This is a genomic window from Alkalihalobacillus bogoriensis ATCC BAA-922 (genome assembly GCF_000621445.1).
Lineage (GTDB): Bacteria > Bacillota > Bacilli > Bacillales > Bacillaceae_F > Bacillus_AO > Bacillus_AO bogoriense.
Genome location: NZ_JHYI01000023.1, coordinates 42,226 through 65,586 on the forward strand (window position 1 = coordinate 42,226; position 23,361 = coordinate 65,586).

Annotated in this window: 27 protein-coding genes; 24 read left to right on the top strand and 3 right to left on the bottom strand. The window is 35.0% G+C overall.

From position 1 onward, the window contains the following. Window positions 1-28 precede the first annotated feature (28 nt). Entirely contained in the window at window positions 29-298 is a 270-nt protein-coding gene (gene rpsN, locus T323_RS0110660) for a 30S ribosomal protein S14 (RefSeq protein ID WP_026673269.1), read from the bottom strand. Between the two features lie 288 nt (window positions 299-586). On the opposite strand from rpsN, the gene nikA reads away from it, so the two are divergent. The 8 genes from nikA (at window position 587) to T323_RS0110700 (ending at window position 8,840) form a co-directional block, all read left to right on the top strand. Further along, entirely contained in the window at window positions 587-2,140 is a 1,554-nt protein-coding gene (gene nikA, locus T323_RS0110665; protein WP_051556485.1) for a nickel ABC transporter substrate-binding protein, read from the top strand. Window positions 2,141-2,236: 96 nt separating this feature from the next. Continuing rightward, window positions 2,237-3,187, top strand: coding sequence for a nickel ABC transporter permease (gene nikB / locus T323_RS0110670; RefSeq protein WP_026673271.1), 951 nt, complete (start codon window positions 2,237-2,239; stop codon window positions 3,185-3,187). Beyond that, window positions 3,188-4,039, top strand: a complete 852-nt coding sequence (gene nikC, locus T323_RS0110675) for a nickel transporter permease (protein ID WP_026673272.1) — start codon at window positions 3,188-3,190, stop codon at window positions 4,037-4,039. Then, window positions 4,033-4,824 (top strand): ATP-binding cassette domain-containing protein, encoded by a 792-nt coding sequence (locus T323_RS0110680; RefSeq protein WP_026673273.1) that lies wholly within the window; start codon window positions 4,033-4,035, stop codon window positions 4,822-4,824. The genes nikC and T323_RS0110680 overlap by 7 nt, the downstream gene beginning before the upstream one ends. Continuing rightward, window positions 4,821-5,600, top strand: coding sequence for an ABC transporter ATP-binding protein (locus T323_RS0110685; protein ID WP_051556486.1), 780 nt, complete (start codon window positions 4,821-4,823; stop codon window positions 5,598-5,600). Before T323_RS0110680 ends, T323_RS0110685 begins: the two co-directional genes overlap by 4 nt. A gap of 20 nt (window positions 5,601-5,620) precedes the next feature. Beyond that, window positions 5,621-6,994 (top strand): MATE family efflux transporter, encoded by a 1,374-nt coding sequence (locus tag T323_RS26545; RefSeq protein ID WP_051556487.1) that lies wholly within the window; start codon window positions 5,621-5,623, stop codon window positions 6,992-6,994. Between the two features lie 23 nt (window positions 6,995-7,017). After that, on the top strand, window positions 7,018-8,184 hold the full coding sequence (locus T323_RS0110695) for an FAD/NAD(P)-binding protein (RefSeq protein WP_026673275.1): 1,167 nt from the start codon (window positions 7,018-7,020) through the stop codon (window positions 8,182-8,184). A 224-nt stretch (window positions 8,185-8,408) separates the two neighbouring features. Then, the gene (locus tag T323_RS0110700) at window positions 8,409-8,840 is read left to right on the top strand and encodes a hypothetical protein (protein WP_026673276.1); all 432 of its coding nucleotides are present in this window, start codon (window positions 8,409-8,411) and stop codon (window positions 8,838-8,840) included. 327 nt (window positions 8,841-9,167) lie between these two features. Here T323_RS0110700 and T323_RS0110705 read toward each other — a convergent pair whose 3' ends face one another. After that, window positions 9,168-10,586, bottom strand: a complete 1,419-nt coding sequence (locus T323_RS0110705; RefSeq protein WP_026673277.1) for an LVIVD repeat-containing protein — start codon at window positions 10,584-10,586, stop codon at window positions 9,168-9,170. 326 nt (window positions 10,587-10,912) lie between these two features. Between T323_RS0110705 and T323_RS0110710 the strand changes: the two genes are divergently transcribed. Continuing rightward, window positions 10,913-11,260 carry a VOC family protein gene (locus T323_RS0110710; protein WP_026673278.1) on the top strand — a complete coding sequence of 116 codons (348 nt, stop codon included), beginning with the start codon at window positions 10,913-10,915 and terminating at the stop codon, window positions 11,258-11,260. 133 nt (window positions 11,261-11,393) lie between these two features. Here the strand turns inward: T323_RS0110710 and T323_RS0110715 are convergent, their stop codons facing one another. Next, entirely contained in the window at window positions 11,394-11,894 is a 501-nt protein-coding gene (locus T323_RS0110715; RefSeq protein ID WP_026673279.1) for a spore coat protein, read from the bottom strand. Between the two features lie 144 nt (window positions 11,895-12,038). On the opposite strand from T323_RS0110715, the gene T323_RS0110725 reads away from it, so the two are divergent. The 15 genes from T323_RS0110725 to T323_RS0110795 all read left to right on the top strand — a co-directional run bounded on the left by T323_RS0110725 (window position 12,039) and on the right by T323_RS0110795 (window position 23,358). Then, a complete protein-coding gene (locus T323_RS0110725; protein WP_169737890.1) occupies window positions 12,039-12,719 on the top strand; it encodes a DUF421 domain-containing protein in 681 nt (226 codons plus the stop codon). A gap of 246 nt (window positions 12,720-12,965) precedes the next feature. Continuing rightward, window positions 12,966-13,682: a YebC/PmpR family DNA-binding transcriptional regulator gene (locus tag T323_RS0110730; RefSeq protein WP_026673281.1), complete on the top strand. Its 717-nt coding sequence runs from the start codon at window positions 12,966-12,968 to the stop codon at window positions 13,680-13,682. 135 nt (window positions 13,683-13,817) lie between these two features. Then, complete coding sequence (locus tag T323_RS0110735; RefSeq protein ID WP_026673282.1) at window positions 13,818-14,303, top strand: hypothetical protein; 486 nt, start codon at window positions 13,818-13,820, stop codon at window positions 14,301-14,303. Window positions 14,304-14,380: 77 nt separating this feature from the next. Further along, window positions 14,381-14,743: a DoxX family membrane protein gene (locus T323_RS0110740; RefSeq protein ID WP_245613714.1), complete on the top strand. Its 363-nt coding sequence runs from the start codon at window positions 14,381-14,383 to the stop codon at window positions 14,741-14,743. Window positions 14,744-15,006: 263 nt separating this feature from the next. Next, the gene (locus tag T323_RS0110745; protein ID WP_026673284.1) at window positions 15,007-15,912 is read left to right on the top strand and encodes a metal ABC transporter substrate-binding protein; all 906 of its coding nucleotides are present in this window, start codon (window positions 15,007-15,009) and stop codon (window positions 15,910-15,912) included. A 230-nt stretch (window positions 15,913-16,142) separates the two neighbouring features. Further along, window positions 16,143-16,424: a DUF4190 domain-containing protein gene (locus T323_RS0110750; RefSeq protein WP_051556488.1), complete on the top strand. Its 282-nt coding sequence runs from the start codon at window positions 16,143-16,145 to the stop codon at window positions 16,422-16,424. A 660-nt stretch (window positions 16,425-17,084) separates the two neighbouring features. Then, window positions 17,085-17,465: a GntR family transcriptional regulator gene (locus tag T323_RS0110755; RefSeq protein WP_026673286.1), complete on the top strand. Its 381-nt coding sequence runs from the start codon at window positions 17,085-17,087 to the stop codon at window positions 17,463-17,465. A 2-nt stretch (window positions 17,466-17,467) separates the two neighbouring features. Then, on the top strand, window positions 17,468-18,370 hold the full coding sequence (locus T323_RS0110760; RefSeq protein WP_026673287.1) for an ATP-binding cassette domain-containing protein: 903 nt from the start codon (window positions 17,468-17,470) through the stop codon (window positions 18,368-18,370). After that, window positions 18,351-19,091 carry a hypothetical protein gene (locus tag T323_RS0110765; protein WP_026673288.1) on the top strand — a complete coding sequence of 247 codons (741 nt, stop codon included), beginning with the start codon at window positions 18,351-18,353 and terminating at the stop codon, window positions 19,089-19,091. The genes T323_RS0110760 and T323_RS0110765 overlap by 20 nt, the downstream gene beginning before the upstream one ends. After that, complete coding sequence (locus tag T323_RS0110770; RefSeq protein WP_026673289.1) at window positions 19,091-19,798, top strand: hypothetical protein; 708 nt, start codon at window positions 19,091-19,093, stop codon at window positions 19,796-19,798. The genes T323_RS0110765 and T323_RS0110770 overlap by 1 nt, the downstream gene beginning before the upstream one ends. A gap of 121 nt (window positions 19,799-19,919) precedes the next feature. Next, the gene (locus tag T323_RS0110775; RefSeq protein ID WP_026673290.1) at window positions 19,920-20,612 is read left to right on the top strand and encodes an N-acetylmuramoyl-L-alanine amidase; all 693 of its coding nucleotides are present in this window, start codon (window positions 19,920-19,922) and stop codon (window positions 20,610-20,612) included. A 29-nt stretch (window positions 20,613-20,641) separates the two neighbouring features. Beyond that, window positions 20,642-21,025: a VOC family protein gene (locus tag T323_RS0110780; RefSeq protein ID WP_026673291.1), complete on the top strand. Its 384-nt coding sequence runs from the start codon at window positions 20,642-20,644 to the stop codon at window positions 21,023-21,025. A 110-nt stretch (window positions 21,026-21,135) separates the two neighbouring features. Beyond that, complete coding sequence (locus T323_RS0110785; RefSeq protein ID WP_026673292.1) at window positions 21,136-21,873, top strand: sigma-70 RNA polymerase sigma factor region 4 domain-containing protein; 738 nt, start codon at window positions 21,136-21,138, stop codon at window positions 21,871-21,873. Beyond that, complete coding sequence (locus tag T323_RS0110790; protein ID WP_026673293.1) at window positions 21,870-22,745, top strand: DUF3307 domain-containing protein; 876 nt, start codon at window positions 21,870-21,872, stop codon at window positions 22,743-22,745. Before T323_RS0110785 ends, T323_RS0110790 begins: the two co-directional genes overlap by 4 nt. 97 nt (window positions 22,746-22,842) lie before the next feature. Further along, entirely contained in the window at window positions 22,843-23,358 is a 516-nt protein-coding gene (locus T323_RS0110795; protein WP_026673294.1) for an STM3941 family protein, read from the top strand. Window positions 23,359-23,361 lie beyond the last annotated feature (3 nt).

A 23,361-nucleotide genomic window follows, 5' to 3' on the forward strand; every position in this document is an offset into this window, starting at 1 on the left:
GACGGAATAGGGGGAAACGACTGTTTCCTTACCAACTTGACTTTTTAACACCTGGAATTTGGCCTTTATGAGCTAATTCTCGAAATGCGATCCGTGATAGTTTAAACTTCCGTAGTACACCTCGAGGACGACCGGTTGCTTCGCATCGGCGTGTTAAACGACTTGGTGCAGAATCTCTCGGTAATTTGCTTAAACCAATATAATCTCCTTTTGCTTTTAATTCTCTTCTTTTTTCTGCATATCGAGCAACAAGCTCTTGTCTTTTCTTTTCCTTTGCTACTTTCGATTTTTTCGCCATGTTTATTCACCTTCCATAATTAATCGTAATGGTTACGATTAATACAATATCGAAAAAAACATCAAATGTAAAGGCGAGGATAAAAATAATTCGAAATTATTACGATTTATAATTGACGAAATAGACGAGTATTTTGTATAGTAATGAAAGTAAATCTTAATGATTACGATTTTCTATTGGAAGGGAGTATTGTGGGATAACGTCTACATAAAAGAAACAGTAGGATAGCTGTGGTACTGAGGCTATCGCATAGCTAAGTATTTTTTAGAGAAAGGGTTTGAAAGAAAAATGAAGCACAATGTTTTCGTATATTTACTGATTTTATTAACATTTCTTTTTGTTGGATGTTCTAGTACGAGCAATGATACGACAACAAATGAAAAGGACCATGAGGAAACTGGATTAAAAGGCGAGGAAAAATCACTAACACTTTTATTTAGTTTTGCATCAAAAACGATTGACCCACACCAAGATGCGATGGGTGTGAGAGCAGGTATAGCAGAAACATTAGTAAAAATTGATGAGAATTTAAATATTCAACCGTGGTTAGCAGAAAAGTGGGAGCAAGAAGATGACATTACGTGGACATTTACCGTAAGAGACGATATTACGTTCCATGATGGTACAGTTGTTGATGCGAATGCTGTGAAAGCATCATTCGACCGATTGCTAGAAGTAAATGACGCAATGGGATCGGCATTAAAAATCGCGTCAATCGAAGCGAGTGGGCAAGAGATTACGTTTGTTACGACTGAGCCATATCCGGCGTTTTTATCTGAACTTGTTCATACAAATACATCTGTCGTAAAAGTAGATGAAGAGAATATAAGTGAAAAACCGATCGCAACAGGCCCATTTAAAGTCATTGACTTTATCTCGGAATCTGAAATTAAACTTGAGCGATATGATGGGTATTGGGACGGAGTAGCACATATTCACAACGTCATGATAAAATTTAATGCTGATGGAAATGTACGTGCTCTCGCTTTACAATCGGGTGAAGCTGATATTGCCTATCATTTACCACCAGAAGCACTAGAACCGATTGAAGTTAATGATGATTTACGAATAGAATCGATTTCTAGTTTAAGAGTTCACTTTCTATTATACAATGCGACAAAATCAGCATTACAAGATTTGAATGTACGAAAAGCGCTTGATTTATTAGTCAATCGTGAAATAGTCGTCAGTGAAATTATGAATCACCATGGGACAGCTGCAAGTAGTCCTTTTCATCCGAATTTTCCATTTGCGAATGAAAAAACTGAAACTGCGTATAATCCAGCTGAAGCCGAAGCTTTGTTGAAAGAAGCAGGATACGAAAAAAATAGTGAAGGAAAGCTTGTAAAGGATGGAGAAGTTTTAGCATTAACACTAGCAACCTATCAAGGAAGACCAGAATTACCATTAATCGCTCAATATTTACAAGCAGAAGCAGCTAGTATTGGGGTTGATATTAACATAACTGTTATTGAAGACATTGATAGTTATTTATGGGAAAAACAAAATGAATGGGATATTGTAACATACTCTAATTTAACGGCTCCAAGAGGGGACGGAGGGTATTTTTTAAATGTAGCTTATCAACCAGAAGGGTCTTTAAATCCAGCACAAATCAATATTCCTGAATTAAATGAGGTGACGAATCATCTAAATGCAACGGCAGAAACAGAAAATAGAATCGAGTTGACGAAAGAAGCAGTGACCATTATCCAAGAAGAAATTCCACAGTCTTTCGTCGTTTTTCCTCATATTATTGTTGGTGTAAACGAACGTGTTAAACATTGGACACCAGGTTCAGAGGAATACTATCTCATTACAAATGAAATGGACGTCGAGTAATCATAAGGGATGTTTTAAAAGGTCATTATAGACTTTTTGAGACATCCCTAATCCAGTAAAAAAAGGGTCCAAAGTAAAAGTCTTGAAGGTGAAAAAATGGGTAATGTAGTAAACATGATTAAAAGAAGAGGATTGCAGTTGATTATCATGGTGTTTCTATTATCATTCGTTAGTTTTCTACTAATGAAGATAACACCAGGGGACCCGATACGAGAACTATTAAAGGTAGACGATATTGCTGCTACAACGATAGATGAAGAAAGACTAAGGCAAGAATATGGATTTGACCGACCGATCCTCATTCAATATGGAGATTGGATATGGGGAGTTATGAATCTTGATTTAGGTGAATCTATTATTTCGAAACGACCAGTATTAGATGTGATAATGAGTCGGCTTCCAGCTACATTAGCATTAGCATGTGGAGGACTTCTAGTTTTATTCTTGATTTCGCTTCCTCTTGGTGTCATTGGAGCGCTCTATAAAGACCGTTGGCCGGATTATATTAGTCGGGTCATTGCTTTATTTGGAGCTTCGATGCCAAGTTTTTGGTTAGGCTTAATCCTTATTTATATTTTTTCATTACAGTTAAATCTACTTCCAGTGATGGGAAAAGGCACACTTGCTCATTTTATATTACCTTCCGTAACACTCGGTATGGCGATGGCACCGATGTATATTCGATTATTAAGAGAAAGGTTAATTTCAATTTTTCAAAGCTCTTATATCGAAGCTGCTATGGCAAGGGGCGTAAGCAAAACGAGAATTTTAATCTTTCATGCGGTAAGAGGAAGTATCATTCCGGTTGTCACTTTATTTGGTTTAAGTATGGGGAGTTTATTAGGTGGCATTACTGTCATCGAAATCCTATTTTCTTGGCCAGGGATGGGAGAATTAATTGTGAATGCAGTCAGTCAACGAGATTATCCTGTAATCCAAGGTTATATACTCATAGTTGGGGTGCTTGTTGTTGTCATCAATTTAATCGTGGATATTCTTTACTGGTTTATTGATCCACAGATCAAACATGGAAAGGAAGCCGCTTAAATGGAAGTAGCGTTTAAAAAAAATAGTAAGCGACGTCTTTCCAATCCAAGTATGATTGGAGGGCTAATATTAGCGAGTTTGATAGTAAGTCTTATTTTTCTTGGCGAGTGGATGTCTCCCCATCATCCATATGATATTAATATGGAAAATCGACTTGAACCAAGTTCGGATGAACATTGGTTTGGTACAGATCAATTAGGTCGGGATGTCTTTTCTCGAATCGCAGCAGGAGCAAAAATCACGATAGGTTTAGGAGTAACCGCGATCTTGTTATCTTTAGTTATTGGTGTACCGATAGGGTTGATTTCAGGGTATGTCGGGGGAAGAATCGATGCGATTTTCATGCGAATGGTGGATGGTATATTGGCTTTTCCCGATTTTATCTTAGCAATTGCAATCGCGGGAATATTAGGACCAAGCTTAACGAATATCATTATTGCGATTGTTCTTGTCCGGTGGATTATGTATGCTAGAGTCGTGCGAGGTTTACTTTTATCTGAAAAAGAAAAAGAGTATATTTATGTATCAAAACTATCAAATTCAAGCTCTTTTAAAACGATTCGAATGCATCTTCTTCCCCAAGTCTTACCAGAAATTATCGCAATGGCAGCCATTGATGTTGGAAAAGTAATCTTACTTATTTCTGCATTATCTTACATAGGGTTAGGCGCACAACCTCCTATTGCTGAATGGGGAGCAATGTTAAATGACGGTCGAGGCTATTTTCAAGTTGTGCCTTCGCTAATGATATATCCAGGTTTAGCCATTATGGTGACTGTGCTATGTTTTTATTTATTAGGAGATGGAATTAAGCACAAGCTTGACATCCAACGAGGGAGGAATGAATGGTGAATCCGGTACTATCAATAAAACAACTAAGTATTGATTCGATATTACAAGGGGTAAACCTTTCAATTGAAAGTGGAGAAATCATAGGACTAATTGGGGAAAGCGGCAGCGGAAAAAGCATGACAGCAAAAGCGATTTTGCGCTTTCTTCCAAATGGGTTGACCGTAAGTGGAAACATCTTTGTAGATGGAGTAGACATATTTTCTGTTCAAAAAAAAGATCATCATAAAAAACTAGGAAGAGACATTTGTATGGTGTTTCAAGATTACCGTGGTAGCTTCACCCCGTTTATTAAAGTTGGAAATCAAATGGTTGAAACGCTTTGTGCCCATCAATTTTCAAAGGTTGAAGCTAAAACGGTTACGCTGAATGTATTAACCCAAATGGGGTTAAATGCACAACAAATTTATCGAAGCTATCCATTTCAATTAAGTGGTGGGCAAGTTCAACGAGCCGCGATTGCGATAATGCTCGCATTAAAACCAAAGCTATTAATTTGTGATGAAGTAACAACGGCTCTAGATGTAATGAGCGGGGAAAAGGTGTTACAGGCCATTCATGAAGTGAAAAATGAAACAGGGTGTGGTGTTTTATTTATTACTCATGACCTTGTTCAAGCATTTAAACATACATCTCGTCTTTATGTAATGAAAGAAGGTACCATTATCGAAGAAGGAAAAACGGAAAAAATTCGATATCAACCATCTCACTCTTATACAAAGCAGCTGTGCTCTTCATTATTGTTATTGCCTCCTGCTCCAACGAACAGAAAAAGGGGATTATTATGAGTTTGTTATCCTTTGCGCATGTAGCCAAAACATATGATAAAAACCACGAGGCATTAAAAGACATTTCATTTTCAGTTGAAAAAGGAGAATCTGTTGGTATTGTTGGTGAAAGCGGAAGCGGAAAGAGCTCCATTGCTAAAATTATCGTTGGGTTAGAGTCGTTTCATAAAGGAGAAGTTTTATATAAAGGGATACCTCTACCTATTGTCAAACGAGAAGAATTAGGACAATTTCGAAAAGAAACGCAATTCATTTTTCAAGATACAACAAGTACATTAAATCCTAAACTACAAATTTGGAAAAGTATAACAGAGCCTTTATCGAACTATCCTGAAGTTTTTCCATCCTTTTTAAATGAAAAGGCGATGTCTCTGGAAGTTACGGCAAAATCTTTGTTAGACATTGTTGGTTTAGATGAAACTTTTGTCCATAGATATCCACATGAGTTAAGTGGAGGGCAAAAACAAAGAGTTAGCATTGCTCGGGCCCTAAGTGTTGAGCCGTCATTGCTTATTTGTGATGAACCAACGGCAAGTCTTGATATGATGATTCAAGTTCAAATTTTGCAGTTGCTTAAAACACTTAAGGAGAAAATGCAAATGACGATTTTATTTATTTCACATGATTTACGTGCGGTTTCTTTTTTATGTGAAAACATTATCGTTCTTAAACAAGGAATGATTGTTGATTCTTTTCAAATCGCTGACTTATATCATAATCATCGTCATCCATATACAAAAGCATTAATGGAGGCAGCATCTACACCTGAAAAATAGAAAGAAACAAAGGAGTCATTATGAAAGCAATACCTTCTTTAAAGCATCAGGAACAATCATTTACTTATCGTCATTATTTATATTTAGCGATTCCATTAATTATTTCTGGCATATCTACTCCATTATTAGGAGCTGTTGATACAGCTGTTATTGGACAAATGGGAGATGCTTCCGCTATTGGGGGAGTAGCGGTTGGGGCTGTTATTTTTAATACGATGTACTGGTTATTAGGATTTTTGCGAGTGAGCACAAGCGGTTTTACCGCCCAGGCAGATGGAGCTAACAACAAAAATGAGACGATGTTAGCTTTGCTACGTCCTGCTATTATTGCCATTGTCGTAGGGTTGTTATTTATTGTTTTACAAAAGCCCATTTTACAAATCGCGCTAGCTGTCATCGGAGGAAATGAATCCGTATCCGGCTTTGCGGCAGATTATTTTTCGATTCGAATATGGGGTGCCCCATTTTTACTGTTAAGCTATGTTATTATTGGTTGGCTAATCGGATTGGGAAAAGTGCGTTTGTCACTTAGTACCCAAATTATCATGAACATGTTAAATATTGGATTAGACTTTCTTTTTGTTTTACAGTTTGAAATGGGTGTTGTCGGTGTTGCTTATGCAACGGTTATTTCAGAGGTATTAGCGGTTGGATTAGGGATATTACTTATTTTATATTCTAAAGGTCTAACATTATCTTCAATAACCGGAAAGATGATATTCGACATCGAGTCCGTAAAAAAAATGTTTCGAATGAACCGAGATTTGTTTTTACGAACCGTATGTTTGTTAACGATGACGGTTTTATTTACTTCAAAAGCAGCTAGTATGGGCGATACAGTGTTGGCTGCAAATGCCATTTTGCTTCAAATTCATTATATTATAGCTTATTTCTTTGGTGGCTTTGCGAATGCTTCTAGTATTGTCGTAGGAAGGTCGATTGGTTCAAATAATTATTCGTTATACCGAAAAGCCTATATTTTATCAGCACAATCTGGTCTTATGGCGGCTGTTGTATTGTCAACATGCTTATATATATTCGATGATTTTATAATATCCATGTTTACAACAAGTCCAGAAGTGGTGAGTCTCGTTCATAACTATCTTGTATGGATGTTGATTTTCCCATTTGTTGGATTTTGGGCTTTGCAATTAGAAGGAATTTTTTCGGGAGCAACGGAAGCCCGAGCAATTCGGGACGGTATTTTTTTCTCGTTGTTATTGTTTTTAGTTGCTTTGTGGTATTTAGCGCCATATGGAAATGATGGATTATGGATAGCATTTTTATTATTTAGTATTGGGCGATCTTTGTTTTTATCTCTATTTATAAAAAAAGTTACACAGGTTCATTTTAACCCTGTAGACAAAACAAATTCGAAAAAAGAGATTAGCTAACATCAATGAAGGAGGAAGTCTCGATGAAAGAATGGACAATTATAGGCGGAGGAATTCAAGGGTGTACGATAGCTAATTATTTACTTAAATCAAAACGGACAACAGTAGAAAATTTAGCTATTATTGACCCGAATCATTCGCCTTTATCCACATGGAATCGTTGCACGTCACAAATTGAAATGCCATTTTTGCGCTCTCCTTCGATCCATCATATCGATATCGACCCATTTTCTCTTGAGAAATTTGCAAAGTCAAAAGAAGGAAAACAATATGCCGACTTTTATGGTCCATATGACCGTCCATCTTTATCGCTCTTTAATCATCATTGTGAATCCATCTTTGAGGACATACAACTAAGTAGAAGTTGGATTACAGGAACGGTAAACCAAGTAAAACGAAAAATGTCACAGTGGGATATCACATTGGCAAGTGGGCAACAATTTAAAAGTCAAAAAGTAGTATTAGCGATGGGATTGAGTGACCATCCGTACTGGCCTGAATGGGCTCAAAACATAAAGGAGATGGGAGCAAATATCCATCATATTTTTGAACGACATCAAGCAAAACCACTGGATGAACAAGACGATGTTGTTGTCATTGGCGGTGGCATTAGTGCTGTACATACGGTGATTAAATTAGCAAAAAATCACCGAGGGAAAATAAAACTTATTTCGAGGCATCCTTTCCGTGTCTTTCCTTTTGATTCGGATCCGGGCTGGTTAGGGCCAAAATATATGAGGAAATTTCAAAAAATTAAATGTTATGAAACGAGAAGGCAAATGATTGTAAAAGCTAGACATCGAGGTTCGATGCCAAACGAACTAAAAGTAAAAGTAAACAAACTGCAAAAGAAAAATAAAATTGAGATTCTCTTCGGTGATATTAAAGACGTTACGTTTGTTCAAAACGAACTTAGAGTGGAACTTGAGTCAAAAACGATACAAGCGCAACAAATATTACTAGCGACGGGGTTTCATTCTACTGCTCCTGGTATGCCCTGGTTACAATCGACAATTCAAGAGGAACAATTACGGTGTGCGACATGTGGTTATCCGATAGTTTCTGCTGACTCTTTACAATGGGGTGAACAATTATTCGTAACAGGAGCATTATCAGAACTTGAGGTTGGTCCTGTTGCGAGAAATCTTTCAGGTGCAAGAAGAGCGGCTCTTAAAATTGTTGGTCATTAATAAAGATGTTTTTTGATAATAAATATGACTTGATATGTAACCTTAATATTTTTGTTAAACATTGCAATCACCTATTCGTAATAGGTATCTAGAAATTTACAGAAAAGTATCAAAATAGTGAACATTTAAACTTTAGGGAATCGAAATACTTTTACTTTAAATTTGATTCATATTTTACTATAATACTCACTGAGAGAAAAATAGTAAAATAGGGGATGAAAAAAATGAAGAAATTTTTAATCATTTTAGGAGCAGGACTTCTGTTAGCTGGCTGTGGAAATACAGAAAGTAATACGAATGAACAAGAACAACCAGTTGAGGATGTTGAAGCGACAGAAACAGAAGAAACAGTTGAAACAGGTGAAGCTGATTCTACGTATTTAACTGCAGAAGAGTTTATTGCTAAAGCAGAGGCAGAAGAATCATACCGTTCTTATGCAGCAAATCTATTATTATGGGTATCTGCTCAAGAAGCGCGTTTCATGGAAACCATTGCAACTGACAAAGAAGAATATGGTGCACATAAAGTTGATATCGTTGTTGTACAAGATGGTGTTGTTGCCGTTGGGTTTGATGGCGAAGAAATTACAGGCACATGGACTTTTGATAGCGTAGATGAGTTAAAAGAAGCGGTTGCCATTTCAGAAGAAGAATAATAGGAAATCAAAGTGAGGGATTAATCCCCTCACTTTTTCTACATATAAGAAAGCATAAAAATTTAGGTTTAGCAGTGAAGCTTTGAAAGCAATTCTAGAAGAGCGAGGGCTGCACAGATCCTCGTTTCACCCCAACAAAACACTTGGGATTCACTATCAAAAGTCGGGTGCTTGAAACGAAAAGACGCTCTTGTGTTTGTCTGATTAAACATCACATCAATTCATTAAATTTCACGTACCATATTATTAGATTTATGTATCAACAATATAATCTATCATCAAAAGAAAAAGCATGCCTATTATTAGATAAGACATGCTTCGCAGTAATTAGTTTGGTTTATTGCCATTTCCATTGTTTTTTAATAATACTTTTAATCCTTGTCCCATATCTGAAGCTAAAACATAGTTTCGATCTACGAATACGCCCCATATGTCTGAATTTTCAGGTGTATAACGGCCAATTTCTACAGGGTTACTCGGATCAGTTATGTCAACTGAAATAACGCCACCTGAGTAATAGGATAAATATAATGTATTTCCATGTACTTTAGGATCATGTACAGTTTTTGCGAATGTTGTCCGACCTTCAGCCGTTGGCGGAATGTCATATGTTAAATCCGTTTTGAATTCACTAAGTAATTGAGGATTTGTTTTATCACTGATGTCAAAGATGCGAGTATAGCCGTAGGCACTTTCATATCCTACACCAACAGGGTTAGCGATTTCTCGTGTTTCAATGAGTACGTTACCACCTTTGGCAAGAGCAGCGGAATGGGCGGCTCCTTTTTGATAATCTGCAAACTCAGTTCTTCCTAAATAAACTGGGTTTTCTGGGTCCTTAATATCAAAGATAACCGTACCTAAATCCCACATCGATACATAAGCATATCGTCCATTATTGTTTGTAATTACACTATGGTTAAAGACAGGTCGTGTTTTTCCATCAGGAGATGCCCAATGATATCCATTAAAGTCATCTGATACTTCGGGGAGTATTCTTGGGTCAAACTGCCATAAAAATTCTGGATTCGCGGGGTCACTTACATCAATAATTTGAAAATCTTTATGAACCCCATGAGTATAATAATCTGCATAAGGGTTTGATGCTAGTAAAAGAGCACGGTTACCTTGGGTTGTTAAGTAAAGTTCATGAGTGCCAGTAATGCGACGGTCTAATTCATAAAAACCTAGTTTTGTCGGTTCGTATGGATTTGTAACATCGTAAAGCAAGACGCCACCTTTACTATTTGGACGGTTAGCGTTATTTCTTGATGTTTGTTGTACACTAACAACGGCAAGTTCACCTTTGAAATGAGGTGTGTTAACCGTTTTTACAATGACTTTTTCTTGCCAAGTATGTGGGATGTCTTGTGCGAATACTGCAATTTCAACTGGGTTAGAAGGGTCTTTTAAATCGAAAATACGAACGCCACCATTTCCACCATTTGCGGTATGGGTTCCTAAATAAGCAAAGCCTTTATGGGCGTAAACGTCAGCTGTATTGTTCTGAATTCCATTAACTTCATTCAGTTGTACACTAGCAGCTTGGTGTAGAAATTTCAAATTTTTTTTGCTCGTCATACTATACGGCATTGTTGATACGGCATCATGATCAAAAATAGTTTCTCTCTCTTTTGAAATCCCATCAACTTCTAAAGCATCATGTGCAAGTACCCCAGGTGCGAACAAAGAAAAAGCAAGCGCACTAGCAAGAGTGGAATGTAAAAATACTTTTTTCTTACTCATTTTCTTACCTCCTATTTTTCTGAGTTTTTGAACAAAGTTATTCTAACAAGAGATTGAGTAGTTTACTAGAATGAATATTCTTAATAATTCGACAATAAATCCGAAACAAGCTACAATCGTCCTGATTAAAAGGTCGAACTTTTATGTCATACGCACTGTTTTTACTCTAATTACACAATATTACAATAGTTTATAGTTAAAAATGTTAGTATAGTACTATCGATAAATGTTTTATAAATTCTTGTATTTTTAAAACTATTAGCCGATTTATAACTTAATCGTTTTATGAGTTAATAGCAGTATAATAAGGAACAGGGAGTGAGAAAATGGAGATAATCGAAAAAATTGATACGATATGTCTTAAAGTAAATGAAATTGAAAAAGCGAAAAAATGGTATATAGATAAGTTGAATTTTAAAGTGAATTATGATGGAGGTCATTATATTGTCTTTCAAATAGGGGATAGTAGCGTACCGTTAACTCTTGAACAAGGAGAGAAAAAAAGTGGCACAACTTACCCGATTTTTTATACGACTCATATAAAGGAAGCGTATGAACATTTAAAAGCTAAGGGAGTATTGGTGGAGGATATTCAAACAGACGAAGTAAATACTTTCTTCACGTTTTACGATTTAGACGGTAACCTACTCCAACTTTGTTATTGGCAAGCCTAAACGATACATATTAGCATTAGAATATCGATTTGTTTTGTAATAATAGATGACATATCCGTTAAAATGTCAACTGTCAAAAAAGCATCTGAACTGTGCAGATGCTTTTTTACTTTTGTATTTTGCTCAAAGTTTGTTATAAAGACAACGCTTTTTGTGCTAAGTTCACATCATTTTCTAATAGTTTTACAAAGTCATACGCTGGATAATCACTTTTTTGATACATATAGTTGAATATCGTAGCATGTGTCTCAATTGCTTTGAGTAAGTGATTGGTTAATACAGTTCTTAGAGCCGGTGTGGCAGTTTCAGTAATGGCAATCGCATAATTCCGTACAGAGGTTTTTGCTAAAGCTAATAAATCACCAGCAAAGAATGACGCCATGTCATTTCTTTCTGCAACTTCACGATTTGGTTTCGGTGCTAACGGGTAAAATTCCAGTAGTTCCCGAATGTTTTGACTGAGACCTTGAATTGTCTGATCGTATATTTTTTTTAGTTCGGAATCTGTAATTTCTGGCAACGCTTTTTTTAAGTTCATAAGGCCAATCGATTGAGTTGCAACAAGTTCATGTATTTCTAATGTTTCATGCCAAGCTAGGTGACGTGGTTGTTGTGTTTTCTTTGAAAACTCCATGTTTCTCCTCCTCATCATTCATCCTTTTACATATATGATTGAGTTAATTAATTGGAAATTTGTCTCTGAAATAAGGGATAAAAGTAATGGTTGGGGTTATGATAAGGTAGACAAAAAAAGGAAGTGAGGAAAAGGAATATGACAATGTTTGAAGTAATTTTACGAGCTACGATTGCTTTTGTTATCTTATATATTTTATGTAGATTATTAAATAAAAAATTAATTTCTCAAATGACTTTCTTTGATTTTGTTGCTGGAATCACGATTGGTTCATTAGTGGCAAGTTCGATCATTATGACAGATGTGCCGATATTAGTAAGTATGGTTGGTTTATTTTTCTTTTGTTTATATGTGTTTATTACAAGTATTATTGCGATAAAAAGTTTATGGGGAAGAAAAATATTAGAAGATGAACCAACCTATTTAATGAAAGATGGACAGGTTTTAGAAGAAGGTTTAAAAAAGTCTAGGTTTACTGTGGATAGTCTTTTAACAAATTTGCGAAAAAAAAATGTGTTCAACATTGATGAAGTTGATACAGCGATTCTTGAAACGGATGGGACGGTTACCGTCTTGAAAAAATCACCCTATTTACCAGCTATGCAAAAAGATGTATTTAATGTACAAGTAAGTAGAGGAGTAGGACAAGCTTTTATAATCGATGGGAAAATTTTAAAGAAAAGCTTAGATATTTTAGAAAAAGACATTGAATGGGTTAAAAGTGTGTTAGCACAACATAAAATTAGTTCTATTGAAGAAGTGTTTTTTGCCCAAATTGATAAACAAGGGGTCGTTTATATTGATAAAAGAAGTGATATCATTTAATAACCGATGAGAAAAAATTCTCATCGGTTTTCTGTGGGAAAATAAGAAAGAAATTTTTGGTATAGCAGTGAAGCTTTGACAACTTATTCTAGAAGAGCGAATGCTCCACACTTCGCTTGAAACAAAAAGGCGCTCTCGTGTTTTTCTTTAATGTCTTTCGATAAGGATAGAAAAAATACTCGAAACGGATATTATAAATAGGATATAATTAGAAGTTGTATAAAACTTTGAAAGTGAGTGTTCAACATGGGTCGTAAATGGAATAATATTAAAGAAAAAAAAGCGTCTAAAGATGCGAATACAAGTCGCATTTATGCCAAGTTTGGTCGAGAAATTTATGTAGCGGCAAAACAAGGAGAGCCAGATCCAGAATCAAACAGAGCTCTTAAAGTTGTGTTAGAGCGTGCTAAAACATATAGCGTGCCCAAAGCTATCATTGAGCGTGCCATTGAAAAAGCAAAAGGTGGTTCTGAAGAAAGTTATGTTGAATTACGATATGAAGGGTTTGGTCCTAATGGGTCGATGATTATCGTTGACGCATTGACAAATAATGTAAATCGAACTGCAGCAGAAGTGCGTTCCGCTTTTAATAAAAATGGCGGAAACATGGGTGTGAGTGGTTCTGTTTCTTATATGTTTGATGCAACCGCTGTGTTTGGAGTAGAAGGGAAAAGTGCGGATGATGTATTAGAACTTTTAATGGAAGCAGACATCGATGCTCGTGATATATTAGACGAAGAAGATTCCGTCATTGTTTATGCAGAACCTGACCAATTCCATGCGGTACAGGAAGCTTTCAAAAATGTAGGTATTACTGATTTTACAGTTGCTGAATTGACAATGATCGCTCAAAACGATATTACATTATCAGAAGAAGGCCAAATTCAGTTTGAAAAATTAATAGATGCATTGGAAGATTTAGAAGATGTTCAACAAGTCTATCATAATGTTGAACTTAGCTAAATGAACGGTATTGTGCGCTGTTCAACGACCAAATGAATGTCTACTCATACTTTTCCTTAAAGTATGAGTTTTTCTAAAAATTCTCCATTTCTTGCATATTTTCATAGTATACCGAATAAACGAGGAAGTAGTGATATGATGAAGGACTTAAAACGATCTGAAAAACAAATCATTTTATATGCAAAATGTTATTTTGGAAAAATCGATTATGACAATGATTTAAAATATTTTGTGGCAGATGATTTACAAACTACAGGTGATAAAGTACATAAAGACGATATCGTTCAATTTATCTTTAACTTATATGACAAGTTAGTTGCCAATGGGTATATTCCATTTAGTGTGAAAAAATTTGTCGAACGTACATATCAACGAAAATGGGTGTATGAAAACCAAATCGATATTCGAAAAGAAGATATTATGAAAAATATGTTGTCTGAAATTCAAGCAATGAAAATAAACGGATTGGATTTACCAGATCCTGATTTTACGATTTTAGTTCATAAATACACGATATATGGAATTGAGTTATATGACGGAAACGGTGAACTTAGAGATGGGAAGGAAATTCAAGCAGAAATCCGTAATATTGAAGATTCATTTGATTTTGACTCTGTCTAAAGGAAAGTTACGTTAGTGTCTTACTGCTAGTAAGGTGAATATAAAACTTTCGGTTACTAAAAAGGAGGGGTAGTTTGTTGAAAAAGCTATTACGTTTATTTTTAGGAATTGTATTTTTAGGTGCCGGTCTTAATGGGTTTCTCGTCATCTTTTCTATTGATCCTTGGATTGAAACAAGTGAACAAGCAATGGTGTTGTTTCAGTTTAATTACTTACTTGTTGCTGTTAAAAGCTTAGAAGTTTTATGTGGTGTGTTGTTATGTGTAAATCGGTATGTTCCACTCGCTTTAGTGCTCCTTTCTCCTATCTTAGTTAATATTCTGTTATTGCATATTTTTGTAGACCATTCCCTGCTCCCTCTTGCTTTCATTCTTTTTATTGCACATGGTATTTTAGTTCTTTTTTATAAAGACAATTTCCGCACTTTACTTAAAAGATAATGTTAAAATAGCTAGAACTTATCCATCACACATTCTTACTATAAGCATACATATATAGTCGAGTTCAAAAAAAGAAGAAAAAAGTCTAGACAAAAAGACTGAAATATGGAAAAATAGTAATTGTTGCACGTGGGAAACAAATTTTGTCCAAGGAACAAAATGAAACTTCCTAGATATTTTTTTACTTAAAAAGTTGCTCGTAGCCAAATTAGTTAGTGGTGGACAAAATTTATAATTAAGGTAAAAAGGAGAGGGGAAGCAATATGTATAAGAAATTTTTGTTTGTTGTCATGAGTAGTGTAGTTATCTTTTTACTAGCAGGGTGTGGAAGTGATGAAGCTTCATCTTCAACTGATTCTGAAGGGCTAGAAATCACAACGAGCTTTTCAATTTTAGGGGATGTCATTAGTGAAGTTATTGGAGACCGTGGTACAGTAAACTATATCGTTCCTATTGGAGAAGAACCGCATGAATATGAGCCAGTTCCAAGTGATTTTCAACGTGTAAGTGATTCTGATGTTTTTTACGTTCATGGCTTAAACTTAGAAGAATGGTTAGAGAAGTTAATTGAAAATGTGGGAGATGTTCCTGTTGTAACAGTTAGTGAAAACATTACTCCGATAATGCTTGAAGGAGATGAAAATGAGCCAGATCCTCATGCATGGATGAACGTTGCTAATATGCAATCTTATATTGAAGTAATCGTTGAAGATTTAGTTGAAAGAGATCCTGAAGGTGAAGACGTTTATCGTGCAAATGCAGAAGCTTACTTAGAAGAATTAGCTCAATTAGATGAGTGGATTAAAGAAGAAGTGCAAAAGATTCCTGAAGAGTACCGTGTGTTAGTCATTAGTGAAGATGCGTTTAAGTATTTTGGTGAGGCTTATGGGTTTCAAACAGAAGGAGTTTGGGAGCTGAACTCTCATGAAGAAGGAACTCCAAGTCAAATCGCACGCGTGATCGATGTTGTAAGAGACCAAAACCTCCCTGCAGTATTTGTTGAAACTACAGTAGACAAACGATACATGGAATCTGTCTCAAATGATTCTGGAGTCCCAATTGCCGGAGAAGTGTATACGGATGCGGTTGGCCAAGAAGGTAGTGGAGCGGAAACGTATATTTTAATGATGAAACACAATGTAGAAACATTTGTTGAAGGATTACAATGATAATATAGTTCAACTTGCAGGTGATTCCCTTCGTGCTTTTGCACTGGGTCTCACCTTTTATTTATTTTTTTGAAACAAGAATAACTGACACTACGCATTCATACTATATCATGTACGTACATTTTACTCGTAGCAAAATACGAAAAAGTAAATAAAATACGTAAAAAGTTCACAAATAAGATTGAAAATAATGTATAATAAACAAGAATTTCATATTATGGAGGTATCTCATGACGGAATATGGTGAACAATCTGTAGAGCAAGTCGATAGTAACAAACATAGTGGGAAAGCAATTGCTTCCTTAGTGTTAGGGTTAGTTGCAATTATTTTTTGGTTAATTCCTCTTTTTGGTATTCCAATTACGATTGTTGGTTTAGTACTCGGGATTATTGCTCGTAAATCAAACAAACGAGGTATGGCAATTGCAGGTATTATCTTGTCTAGTATTTTCTTACTATTGTCTTTAATTAACGCTGTACTTGGTGCAATTTTAGTATTAAGTGGATTTTAACTTTTACAAAAAAAGTGAGGGCCTTTTGGTCCTCGCTTTTTTTTTAATATATTAGAAAACAGTGAAACTTTGAAAGCTTATTCAAGAAGAGCGAAGGCTCCGCACTTCGCTTGAAAGAAAAGACGCCCCGCGTTTTTCTTAATTGTGTAGGGAAATATAAAATAGTCGACTTGTGTATAACATAGCTCTAATACATTCTTAGAATGAATTAGGGGTTTGGGGGACTATGAGAAAAGCGATTTTGTTGTTGATGGTAAGTAAGCGGCCATGAAAACCGTTATCTGTGAACATTGCTAGCGTTTTGGAACGTTGGAGGACAAAGGAGCCGTTAATCATCATATATCGCTAGGAATAGAGTGGCTTTTGAGTGAATAAGCGCTCCTGTGGCCGCTAAAAACTTGAAATCCGTATCATGTTCACATATAACGGCTCCTCTGACCGCGAAAATGAGACAAGTGAGGGAGTATAAACATTTTGGTTTAGTAGTGAAGCTTTGAAAGCTATTTCAAGAAGAGCGAAGGCTTCGCACTTCGCTTGAAAGAAAAGACGCTCCCGCGTTTTTCTTAAAATATTTCCGCATTTCGCTTATTGCTTTTTTTTTGAATATATTATATAGTACATTACAACAGTAATGCACTATATTAGAAAGGGGGTTATCTATTGATCCTTAATACAGACGGAACGAAACCAATATATATTCAAATTGCCGAATGGATTGAAGCAGAAATATTAGCGGGTAACATTGAATCCGATCAAAAGGTGTATTCTCAATACCAATTAGCAGACATGTTTAATATTAATCCGGCTACAGCCGCGAAAGGGTTGACGATATTGGCTGAGGAACACATTCTTTATAAGAAAAGAGGGTTAGGGATGTTTGTTACTGACGGGGCAAAAGAAGTAATACGAAATAAACGAAAAAACCAAATCTTAAAAAGCCTAGTTCGTGAAGTAGTTCTTGAATCAAAACGATTACATGTCACGGAAGAAGAATTATTCTCAATGATTAAATCAACGATAAATGAAAGTGAGGAGAAGTAGAAATGAGCGTAGTTGATTGTTCGAATATAACGAAAATGTATGGTCAATCCAAAGCAATTAACAATGTTTCGTTTACAATGGAAGCAAATAAACTGACTGGAATTATTGGACGCAATGGAGCGGGAAAAACGACTTTATTAAAAATGTTAGCAGGATACATTCAGCCTACATCAGGGACTGTAACTGTTTTTTCTAAGCAACCGTTTAACAATTTACATGTTTCTGCAAATTCGATTTTAGTCGATGATAAAATGAATTTTCCTCCTACTTTAACTTTGAACGAGATTTTACAGGTGGGCCAAATGTTTTATCCAAACTGGGATTCGCAATTAGCGAGCGGTTTATTTCGTTATTTTCAATTAAATCCTAAGCAAAATCACGGGGCATTATCAAAAGGAATGAAAAGTACGTTTAATATGATTGTCGGACTTGCTTCAAGATGTAGCCTTACTATATTTGACGAGCCTACGACAGGAATGGATGCAGCTGTTCGTAGTGACTTTTATCGTGCACTTCTAAAAGATTATCTTTCATTTCCACGAACGATATTATTATCCAGTCACCACATTGATGAAGTGGAAGACATATTGGAAGACATGATATTAATTAATAATGGCACGATTTCACTGTATGATTCGGTTGATACTGTTAAGGAACTAACAATCGGTATTAAAGGACCTCGTGTTAATGTTGAAAAATGGTTACTTAATCAAGACATTTTATTAAAAGAAACGATTGGAACAACTGGTTGCTATGTGGTAGTAAAAGACCATTATACAAATGAGGAAAAACAACAAATGCAGCTATCAGGTCTAGAGTTAATTCCAGTTTCTATTAGTGATGTTTGTATGTATTTAACAGGTTCTACAGAAGGGGGAATCGATGATGTCTTTAACAACCGTTAAACAGTCGGACATTATTTTAAAACAATATAAATACAAATTAAATGCATTTTCTAATATGTTTTTTACTGTTTTCCTCGTGCAAGTCGTAGGTTTATTGCTTTCTTTAAATGGTACAGGAATGATGGGACACGGGTCGGGGCGATTATATGTTAATGTTAGTTATTACTCAGCCGACCTTGTCATTGTGTTCACAATGTTAAGTATTTTTATAATGTCGATCATGTTGACGATGAGGTCTAATCAAAATGCTGATTTTTCATTTATTACAAATCGCGCTACAACTCATTTTTCAAATGCTCTTTTTATTGTGACAATTAGTTTAACTAGTGGAATTACCGCTATATTATCAGGATATTTACTACATTCAATTATGTATTATGTAGTGGGAGTTGAATTTATTCACCTTCAAATCGGGTTAGGAACTGAGTTCATTTTTGGTGTTGTTGCCACGATATTATATATCGTAATGTTTGGGATGATGGGGTATTTGATCGGGACACTTGCGCAAATCAACAAATTATTTGCAGTTATCGTTCCAATTCTTTTTGTTGGGGATTTAATGGTTGCAAGTCAAAATGGTCGGAGTGGGCTTGTTATCCAATTTTTTGAGGCACTGTTTTTAGAAGATTCGTTTCCTTTATTTTTACTGAAAAATAGCATTATTATTATTTTTTGTTTTGTCATGGCCATCATTAGTTCTAATCGATTGGAGGTAAAATAATGAGCATATGGTTCGTGTTACTCATTCCAATTGTTTTGATTTTTATTATAATGATTTTGCTTTATGCTGTTAAAAGAGAACATCAAACAAATCCAGTCTTTTTTACTAGCAAGAGAGTCAAATGGCTATTTACTTTTTATGTCATTGTCCTACTTATAGGATGTGTCGCTTCCTTACTAATTCCAGTTCAACAGGCTGATAATCTAACATTGTATACAGACGAAGATGATATGAAAGCGGAAGATCAATTTTATGAAAAAGTTTACTCTGGTCAAATCGAACAAATTGAAAATATTCAACAATTGCAATCTGAAACGTTCCTATATCAAGGAAGTGATTTACAGTTACAAGTACAAGAGGATCAATTTATTACTGAGGTTGTTGTTGTTGAACAAAAACATCAAAACGATGGACTCGTTGAAGTATTGTATTATTCAACAAGAGAATTAGTTGGTAGTGTGGGTTATTCTGAGCCGTTTCAAGTTATACAAAAGGAGGACTCACTTACTTTTTCTTTTCCTGAACGAATTGAGTTTGAGTTTGCCGCCAATAAACAACCATTTCCAGTAAGCCAATTTTCAGGAGAAGACTTGTTTGCTTATTCGTACCGTCATTTAATCGGACAAAATGTGATTTATATTAAAATACCTGCAGATGTACAACTTATTACGGGGGATGATTTCCCTGTTCATTATATTGTCGAATAAAAGCCATCACATGTTTCTTTTCAAGGAAGGTACAAAATTATCAGCTTTTCCTTAATGCCTCCTTAATTGTATAATACCTATAATGAAAAATTTTCGGCTATGGAAAAACAGAAGGTGAGAAATGAAAAAATGGGTATTTGTTATAATCTTGACTATCATTACAGGATGTGCAACATCAGAAACAATAGATGTTGGTGAATCTCCTAAACTGATACGAGAAATAGAAGAAGAAAGTTTAATCAAATGGGAATCAGAATTACCAATGATTATTGACAATTATTTACCTGTGGAAAATTATGGTATTCGTACAGGGGCTGTTACACATATTGTCGTCCATTATATGAGTAATGTTTTTGATAAGCCGGAGTCGCCTTATGAAATAGAGGATATAAAAGAGCTTTTTACTAAGTATGGTGTATCCTCGCATTATATCATTGATCGTAATGGTGATGTGTTTCGTTTTGTCCCTGAAAAACGTGTCGCATTTCATGCTGGAGTGGGTACAGTGCTTGGCTTCCCACAGTATGAAAACAATTTAAATCAATTTTCTATTGGAATTGAATTACTGGCAATTGGAACAAGGGAAGAAATGGTTTCTATTATTCCTGAAGAAGTGTACGATACTATTGACCACTCTCATATTGGCTATACACCTGCTCAGTATGAGTCTTTACAATTGTTAATTGAAGATATTGTCACTCGACATCCAACCGTTCAAATGAACCGGACGCATATTATTGGTCATGATGAATATGCACCTGGAAGAAAAAATGATCCTGGTATATTATTTGACTGGAATCAATTAGGGTTTTAAAAGAATAAAAAAAGGTAGGTAAGGTATATATGATTGAAATAAAAAGTTTGCATCATGTAAGCCTGGCAATAACAGATGTAGAACAATCAAAACAATTTTATAAAGACAAACTAGGATTTGTTGAAATCGAAAGACCACCTTTTGATTTTCCAGGTATTTGGTTTCAAATCGGTAACCAACAATTACATTTAATTCAATACGATTTAGCCAAAACATTACGTCATACGCAAAATATTGATTCTAAAGATGGGCATCTCGCCATCAGGGTGGCTAGTTATTCGGCAACGTTACAACATTTACAAGGCAATAACATTCCGGTTCTTGAAAAACCGAACAGTAAAAGTGGTTTCAAACAAATTTTTGTTACAGACCCTGACGGTAATGTTATTGAATTTAATGTCGAAATAAAATAACGATAATTATATTATGTTAACAAATAATGACGTATTTTTATTTAGTCTATACAAGCTAATTGTGATAAAATTAGCTTGTATAAACTAATGATAAAGGCGGTTGTTGTAATATGAGTACACCGATATCAATTTTTATGATGGATGTATCGAATTCAACGAGTAAATTTAATTGGAACGAAGTAACAAACTATTTGAACAACCTAGAAAAAGCAATAGCGGAGTGGACGAAAAACTGCCCCTTTTCGATTGTGAAGCATCGAAAAGGGGATGAAATCCTATTCATTGCAGAAGGTTACACAACAGCCTACATTATCGCTTATTATACGAGGTTGCTATGGGAATATCCAGAACAACCTCCTTATTTCGGAATGACGTTTGGAGATGTTGAAGAAGACCCTCGTAAAATTGATATCGAAACATGGAATCATCCTCTATTTAAAAAAACAAGAATGGCGTTAGAGACTGAAAAAAAGATAGGTCGACCTAAAGGGATAAGTATCCATCTTCATCCCAGTTTTTTTTCTTTGCCATTAGAAATTGAGAGTTTTGAATCTACCTTAAATTTATTATTTGAGTTACAGTGTACATTAATAGAGGAACAAACACCTCCGCAACGAACTGTATGTTTTTTATATTCTTTATTTTTTGAGCAAAAGAAAATAGCGGACTTGCTACAAAAAACACCTGCTACGATTTCAAACCACTTCAAAAAAGGAAAAACAAAGCTTATTACTAAAACCTTTTCTCATATTCTTCAATTGATTAATAAGGAAGAAACTACAACCGCTAACATTGTGAAAAAACAAATCATATTGACACACCCTTTAATTCGAAAGGAGCTATTATGATTGTCCTCGGTCTTCTAGTAGGTCATCTCATTGCTGATTTTTATTTGCAGACGGAGAAAATGGTTTTAGAGAAAAAGAAATATTTAGGTAAACACGTATTTCACCACACGATGATAACGTTACTGGTAGTCACTTGTTTTTATATTGGGAGTGGACATCACCAAAATTTGCTTTACCATATCGTGTTGCCAACAATTTTACTTATCATGTTTCATATTTTGATTGATTTAGGAAAAATTTATGCTCCCCGAATTTTTCCGATTAATATAAGAACGACTTATCGTGATTTAATTTTGTTTATTTCTGACCAAGTATTACATCTCCTATCTATTTTTGTCATCGCGTTTTTCTTCTTTGATTTTGACATCATTTATTTTTGGGATCAGATATTATCTTTGTTTGAGGGAGAATCTATCGTGTTAGCTCCTGGTGAGCGTTTACTTTTTCTTCTCGTTATGTTTATTATAGTCACTGTTGTAACAGGACATGTCATTCGAATTTTGTTAGGTCCATTCCACCCACATTTAGCCTTATTTGAAGGGAAATATACAATTTCTGGACATATTTATAGTGATACATTAAATCAGAATAGGAAACAACAATCAGGTATTTCTGAAGAATATTCCTATTTGCTCTTTACGCAACAAAAACTTTCAAGGGGAAAAACGATCGGTTACATTGAAAGATTAGTTGTTATTCTTCTCGTCATTCAAGGTGCATATGGAGCCATTGGATTTGTTATCGCTGCAAAAGCATTAGCACGGTTCAAACAAATGGATGATAGAGATTGGGCGGAGTATTTTTTGTTAGGGACATTAACGTCAATGTTTTTAGCTATCGTGTATGGAATGATGATTCGTCAAATGATATAAAGGTTTATAATGTTTAAGGGGGAGTTAAATTATTATTGTCACAGCACTACTTTTTAACTAGAATTACTTTTAACTAACAAACTAAGAGGAGGGCAAAATGCAGAAGAAATATTATATTTATCGTTCGAGAGGAAAATTATTAGCTGCTACACTATTTTTATTATTACTAGTTTTACTTTTTAGTTTTGTAGGAGTTTTTCTTTTGTTTAATAGAGGAGTGACGGTTGACACAATTGCGAATATCGTGGCAGTAGTATTTTTATTCATTTTTTATTCATATGTAAGAAAAAAATATAAGGAAAATAAACCAGAAGTTATTTTGAATGAGGAAGGCCTCTACTTAGAAAGCTTTTCCATCTTAATTCGGTGGGAAGATATCGATGGTTACTATATTCAAAAAGTATTGAAATTACCCTTTCTGTTTTTTGTTGTAAAAAACGAAGAAAAATATATTGAACAATTAAAAAGAGTTAATAAAAATAAGGCATTGACAAATGTAGATAATGAGCTTCCAGCCTTTGATGTTTACTTAGGAGTTCTAGAAAATAAAGCTGAATTGATAAAGGCATTGGAAGATTACCAGGTTCCTATGGTAAATCAAATATCTTCTTAAATT

Bases quoted from the DNA above. Each gene is read 5' to 3' on its own strand.
- rpsN (WP_026673269.1), bottom strand. From the start codon at position 298: ATGGCGAAAAAATCGAAAGTAGCAAAGGAAAAGAAAAGACAAGAGCTT.
- nikA (WP_051556485.1), top strand. From the start codon at position 587: ATGAAGCACAATGTTTTCGTATATTTACTGATTTTATTAACATTTCTT.
- nikB (WP_026673271.1), top strand. From the start codon at position 2,237: ATGGGTAATGTAGTAAACATGATTAAAAGAAGAGGATTGCAGTTGATT.
- nikC (WP_026673272.1), top strand. From the start codon at position 3,188: ATGGAAGTAGCGTTTAAAAAAAATAGTAAGCGACGTCTTTCCAATCCA.
- T323_RS0110680 (WP_026673273.1), top strand. From the start codon at position 4,033: ATGGTGAATCCGGTACTATCAATAAAACAACTAAGTATTGATTCGATA.
- T323_RS0110685 (WP_051556486.1), top strand. From the start codon at position 4,821: ATGAGTTTGTTATCCTTTGCGCATGTAGCCAAAACATATGATAAAAAC.
- T323_RS26545 (WP_051556487.1), top strand. From the start codon at position 5,621: ATGAAAGCAATACCTTCTTTAAAGCATCAGGAACAATCATTTACTTAT.
- T323_RS0110695 (WP_026673275.1), top strand. From the start codon at position 7,018: ATGAAAGAATGGACAATTATAGGCGGAGGAATTCAAGGGTGTACGATA.
- T323_RS0110700 (WP_026673276.1), top strand. From the start codon at position 8,409: ATGAAGAAATTTTTAATCATTTTAGGAGCAGGACTTCTGTTAGCTGGC.
- T323_RS0110705 (WP_026673277.1), bottom strand. From the start codon at position 10,586: ATGAGTAAGAAAAAAGTATTTTTACATTCCACTCTTGCTAGTGCGCTT.
- T323_RS0110710 (WP_026673278.1), top strand. From the start codon at position 10,913: ATGGAGATAATCGAAAAAATTGATACGATATGTCTTAAAGTAAATGAA.
- T323_RS0110715 (WP_026673279.1), bottom strand. From the start codon at position 11,894: ATGGAGTTTTCAAAGAAAACACAACAACCACGTCACCTAGCTTGGCAT.
- T323_RS0110725 (WP_169737890.1), top strand. From the start codon at position 12,039: ATGTTTGAAGTAATTTTACGAGCTACGATTGCTTTTGTTATCTTATAT.
- T323_RS0110730 (WP_026673281.1), top strand. From the start codon at position 12,966: ATGGGTCGTAAATGGAATAATATTAAAGAAAAAAAAGCGTCTAAAGAT.
- T323_RS0110735 (WP_026673282.1), top strand. From the start codon at position 13,818: ATGATGAAGGACTTAAAACGATCTGAAAAACAAATCATTTTATATGCA.
- T323_RS0110745 (WP_026673284.1), top strand. From the start codon at position 15,007: ATGTATAAGAAATTTTTGTTTGTTGTCATGAGTAGTGTAGTTATCTTT.
- T323_RS0110750 (WP_051556488.1), top strand. From the start codon at position 16,143: ATGACGGAATATGGTGAACAATCTGTAGAGCAAGTCGATAGTAACAAA.
- T323_RS0110760 (WP_026673287.1), top strand. From the start codon at position 17,468: ATGAGCGTAGTTGATTGTTCGAATATAACGAAAATGTATGGTCAATCC.
- T323_RS0110765 (WP_026673288.1), top strand. From the start codon at position 18,351: ATGTCTTTAACAACCGTTAAACAGTCGGACATTATTTTAAAACAATAT.
- T323_RS0110770 (WP_026673289.1), top strand. From the start codon at position 19,091: ATGAGCATATGGTTCGTGTTACTCATTCCAATTGTTTTGATTTTTATT.
- T323_RS0110775 (WP_026673290.1), top strand. From the start codon at position 19,920: ATGAAAAAATGGGTATTTGTTATAATCTTGACTATCATTACAGGATGT.
- T323_RS0110780 (WP_026673291.1), top strand. From the start codon at position 20,642: ATGATTGAAATAAAAAGTTTGCATCATGTAAGCCTGGCAATAACAGAT.
- T323_RS0110785 (WP_026673292.1), top strand. From the start codon at position 21,136: ATGAGTACACCGATATCAATTTTTATGATGGATGTATCGAATTCAACG.
- T323_RS0110790 (WP_026673293.1), top strand. From the start codon at position 21,870: ATGATTGTCCTCGGTCTTCTAGTAGGTCATCTCATTGCTGATTTTTAT.
- T323_RS0110795 (WP_026673294.1), top strand. From the start codon at position 22,843: ATGCAGAAGAAATATTATATTTATCGTTCGAGAGGAAAATTATTAGCT.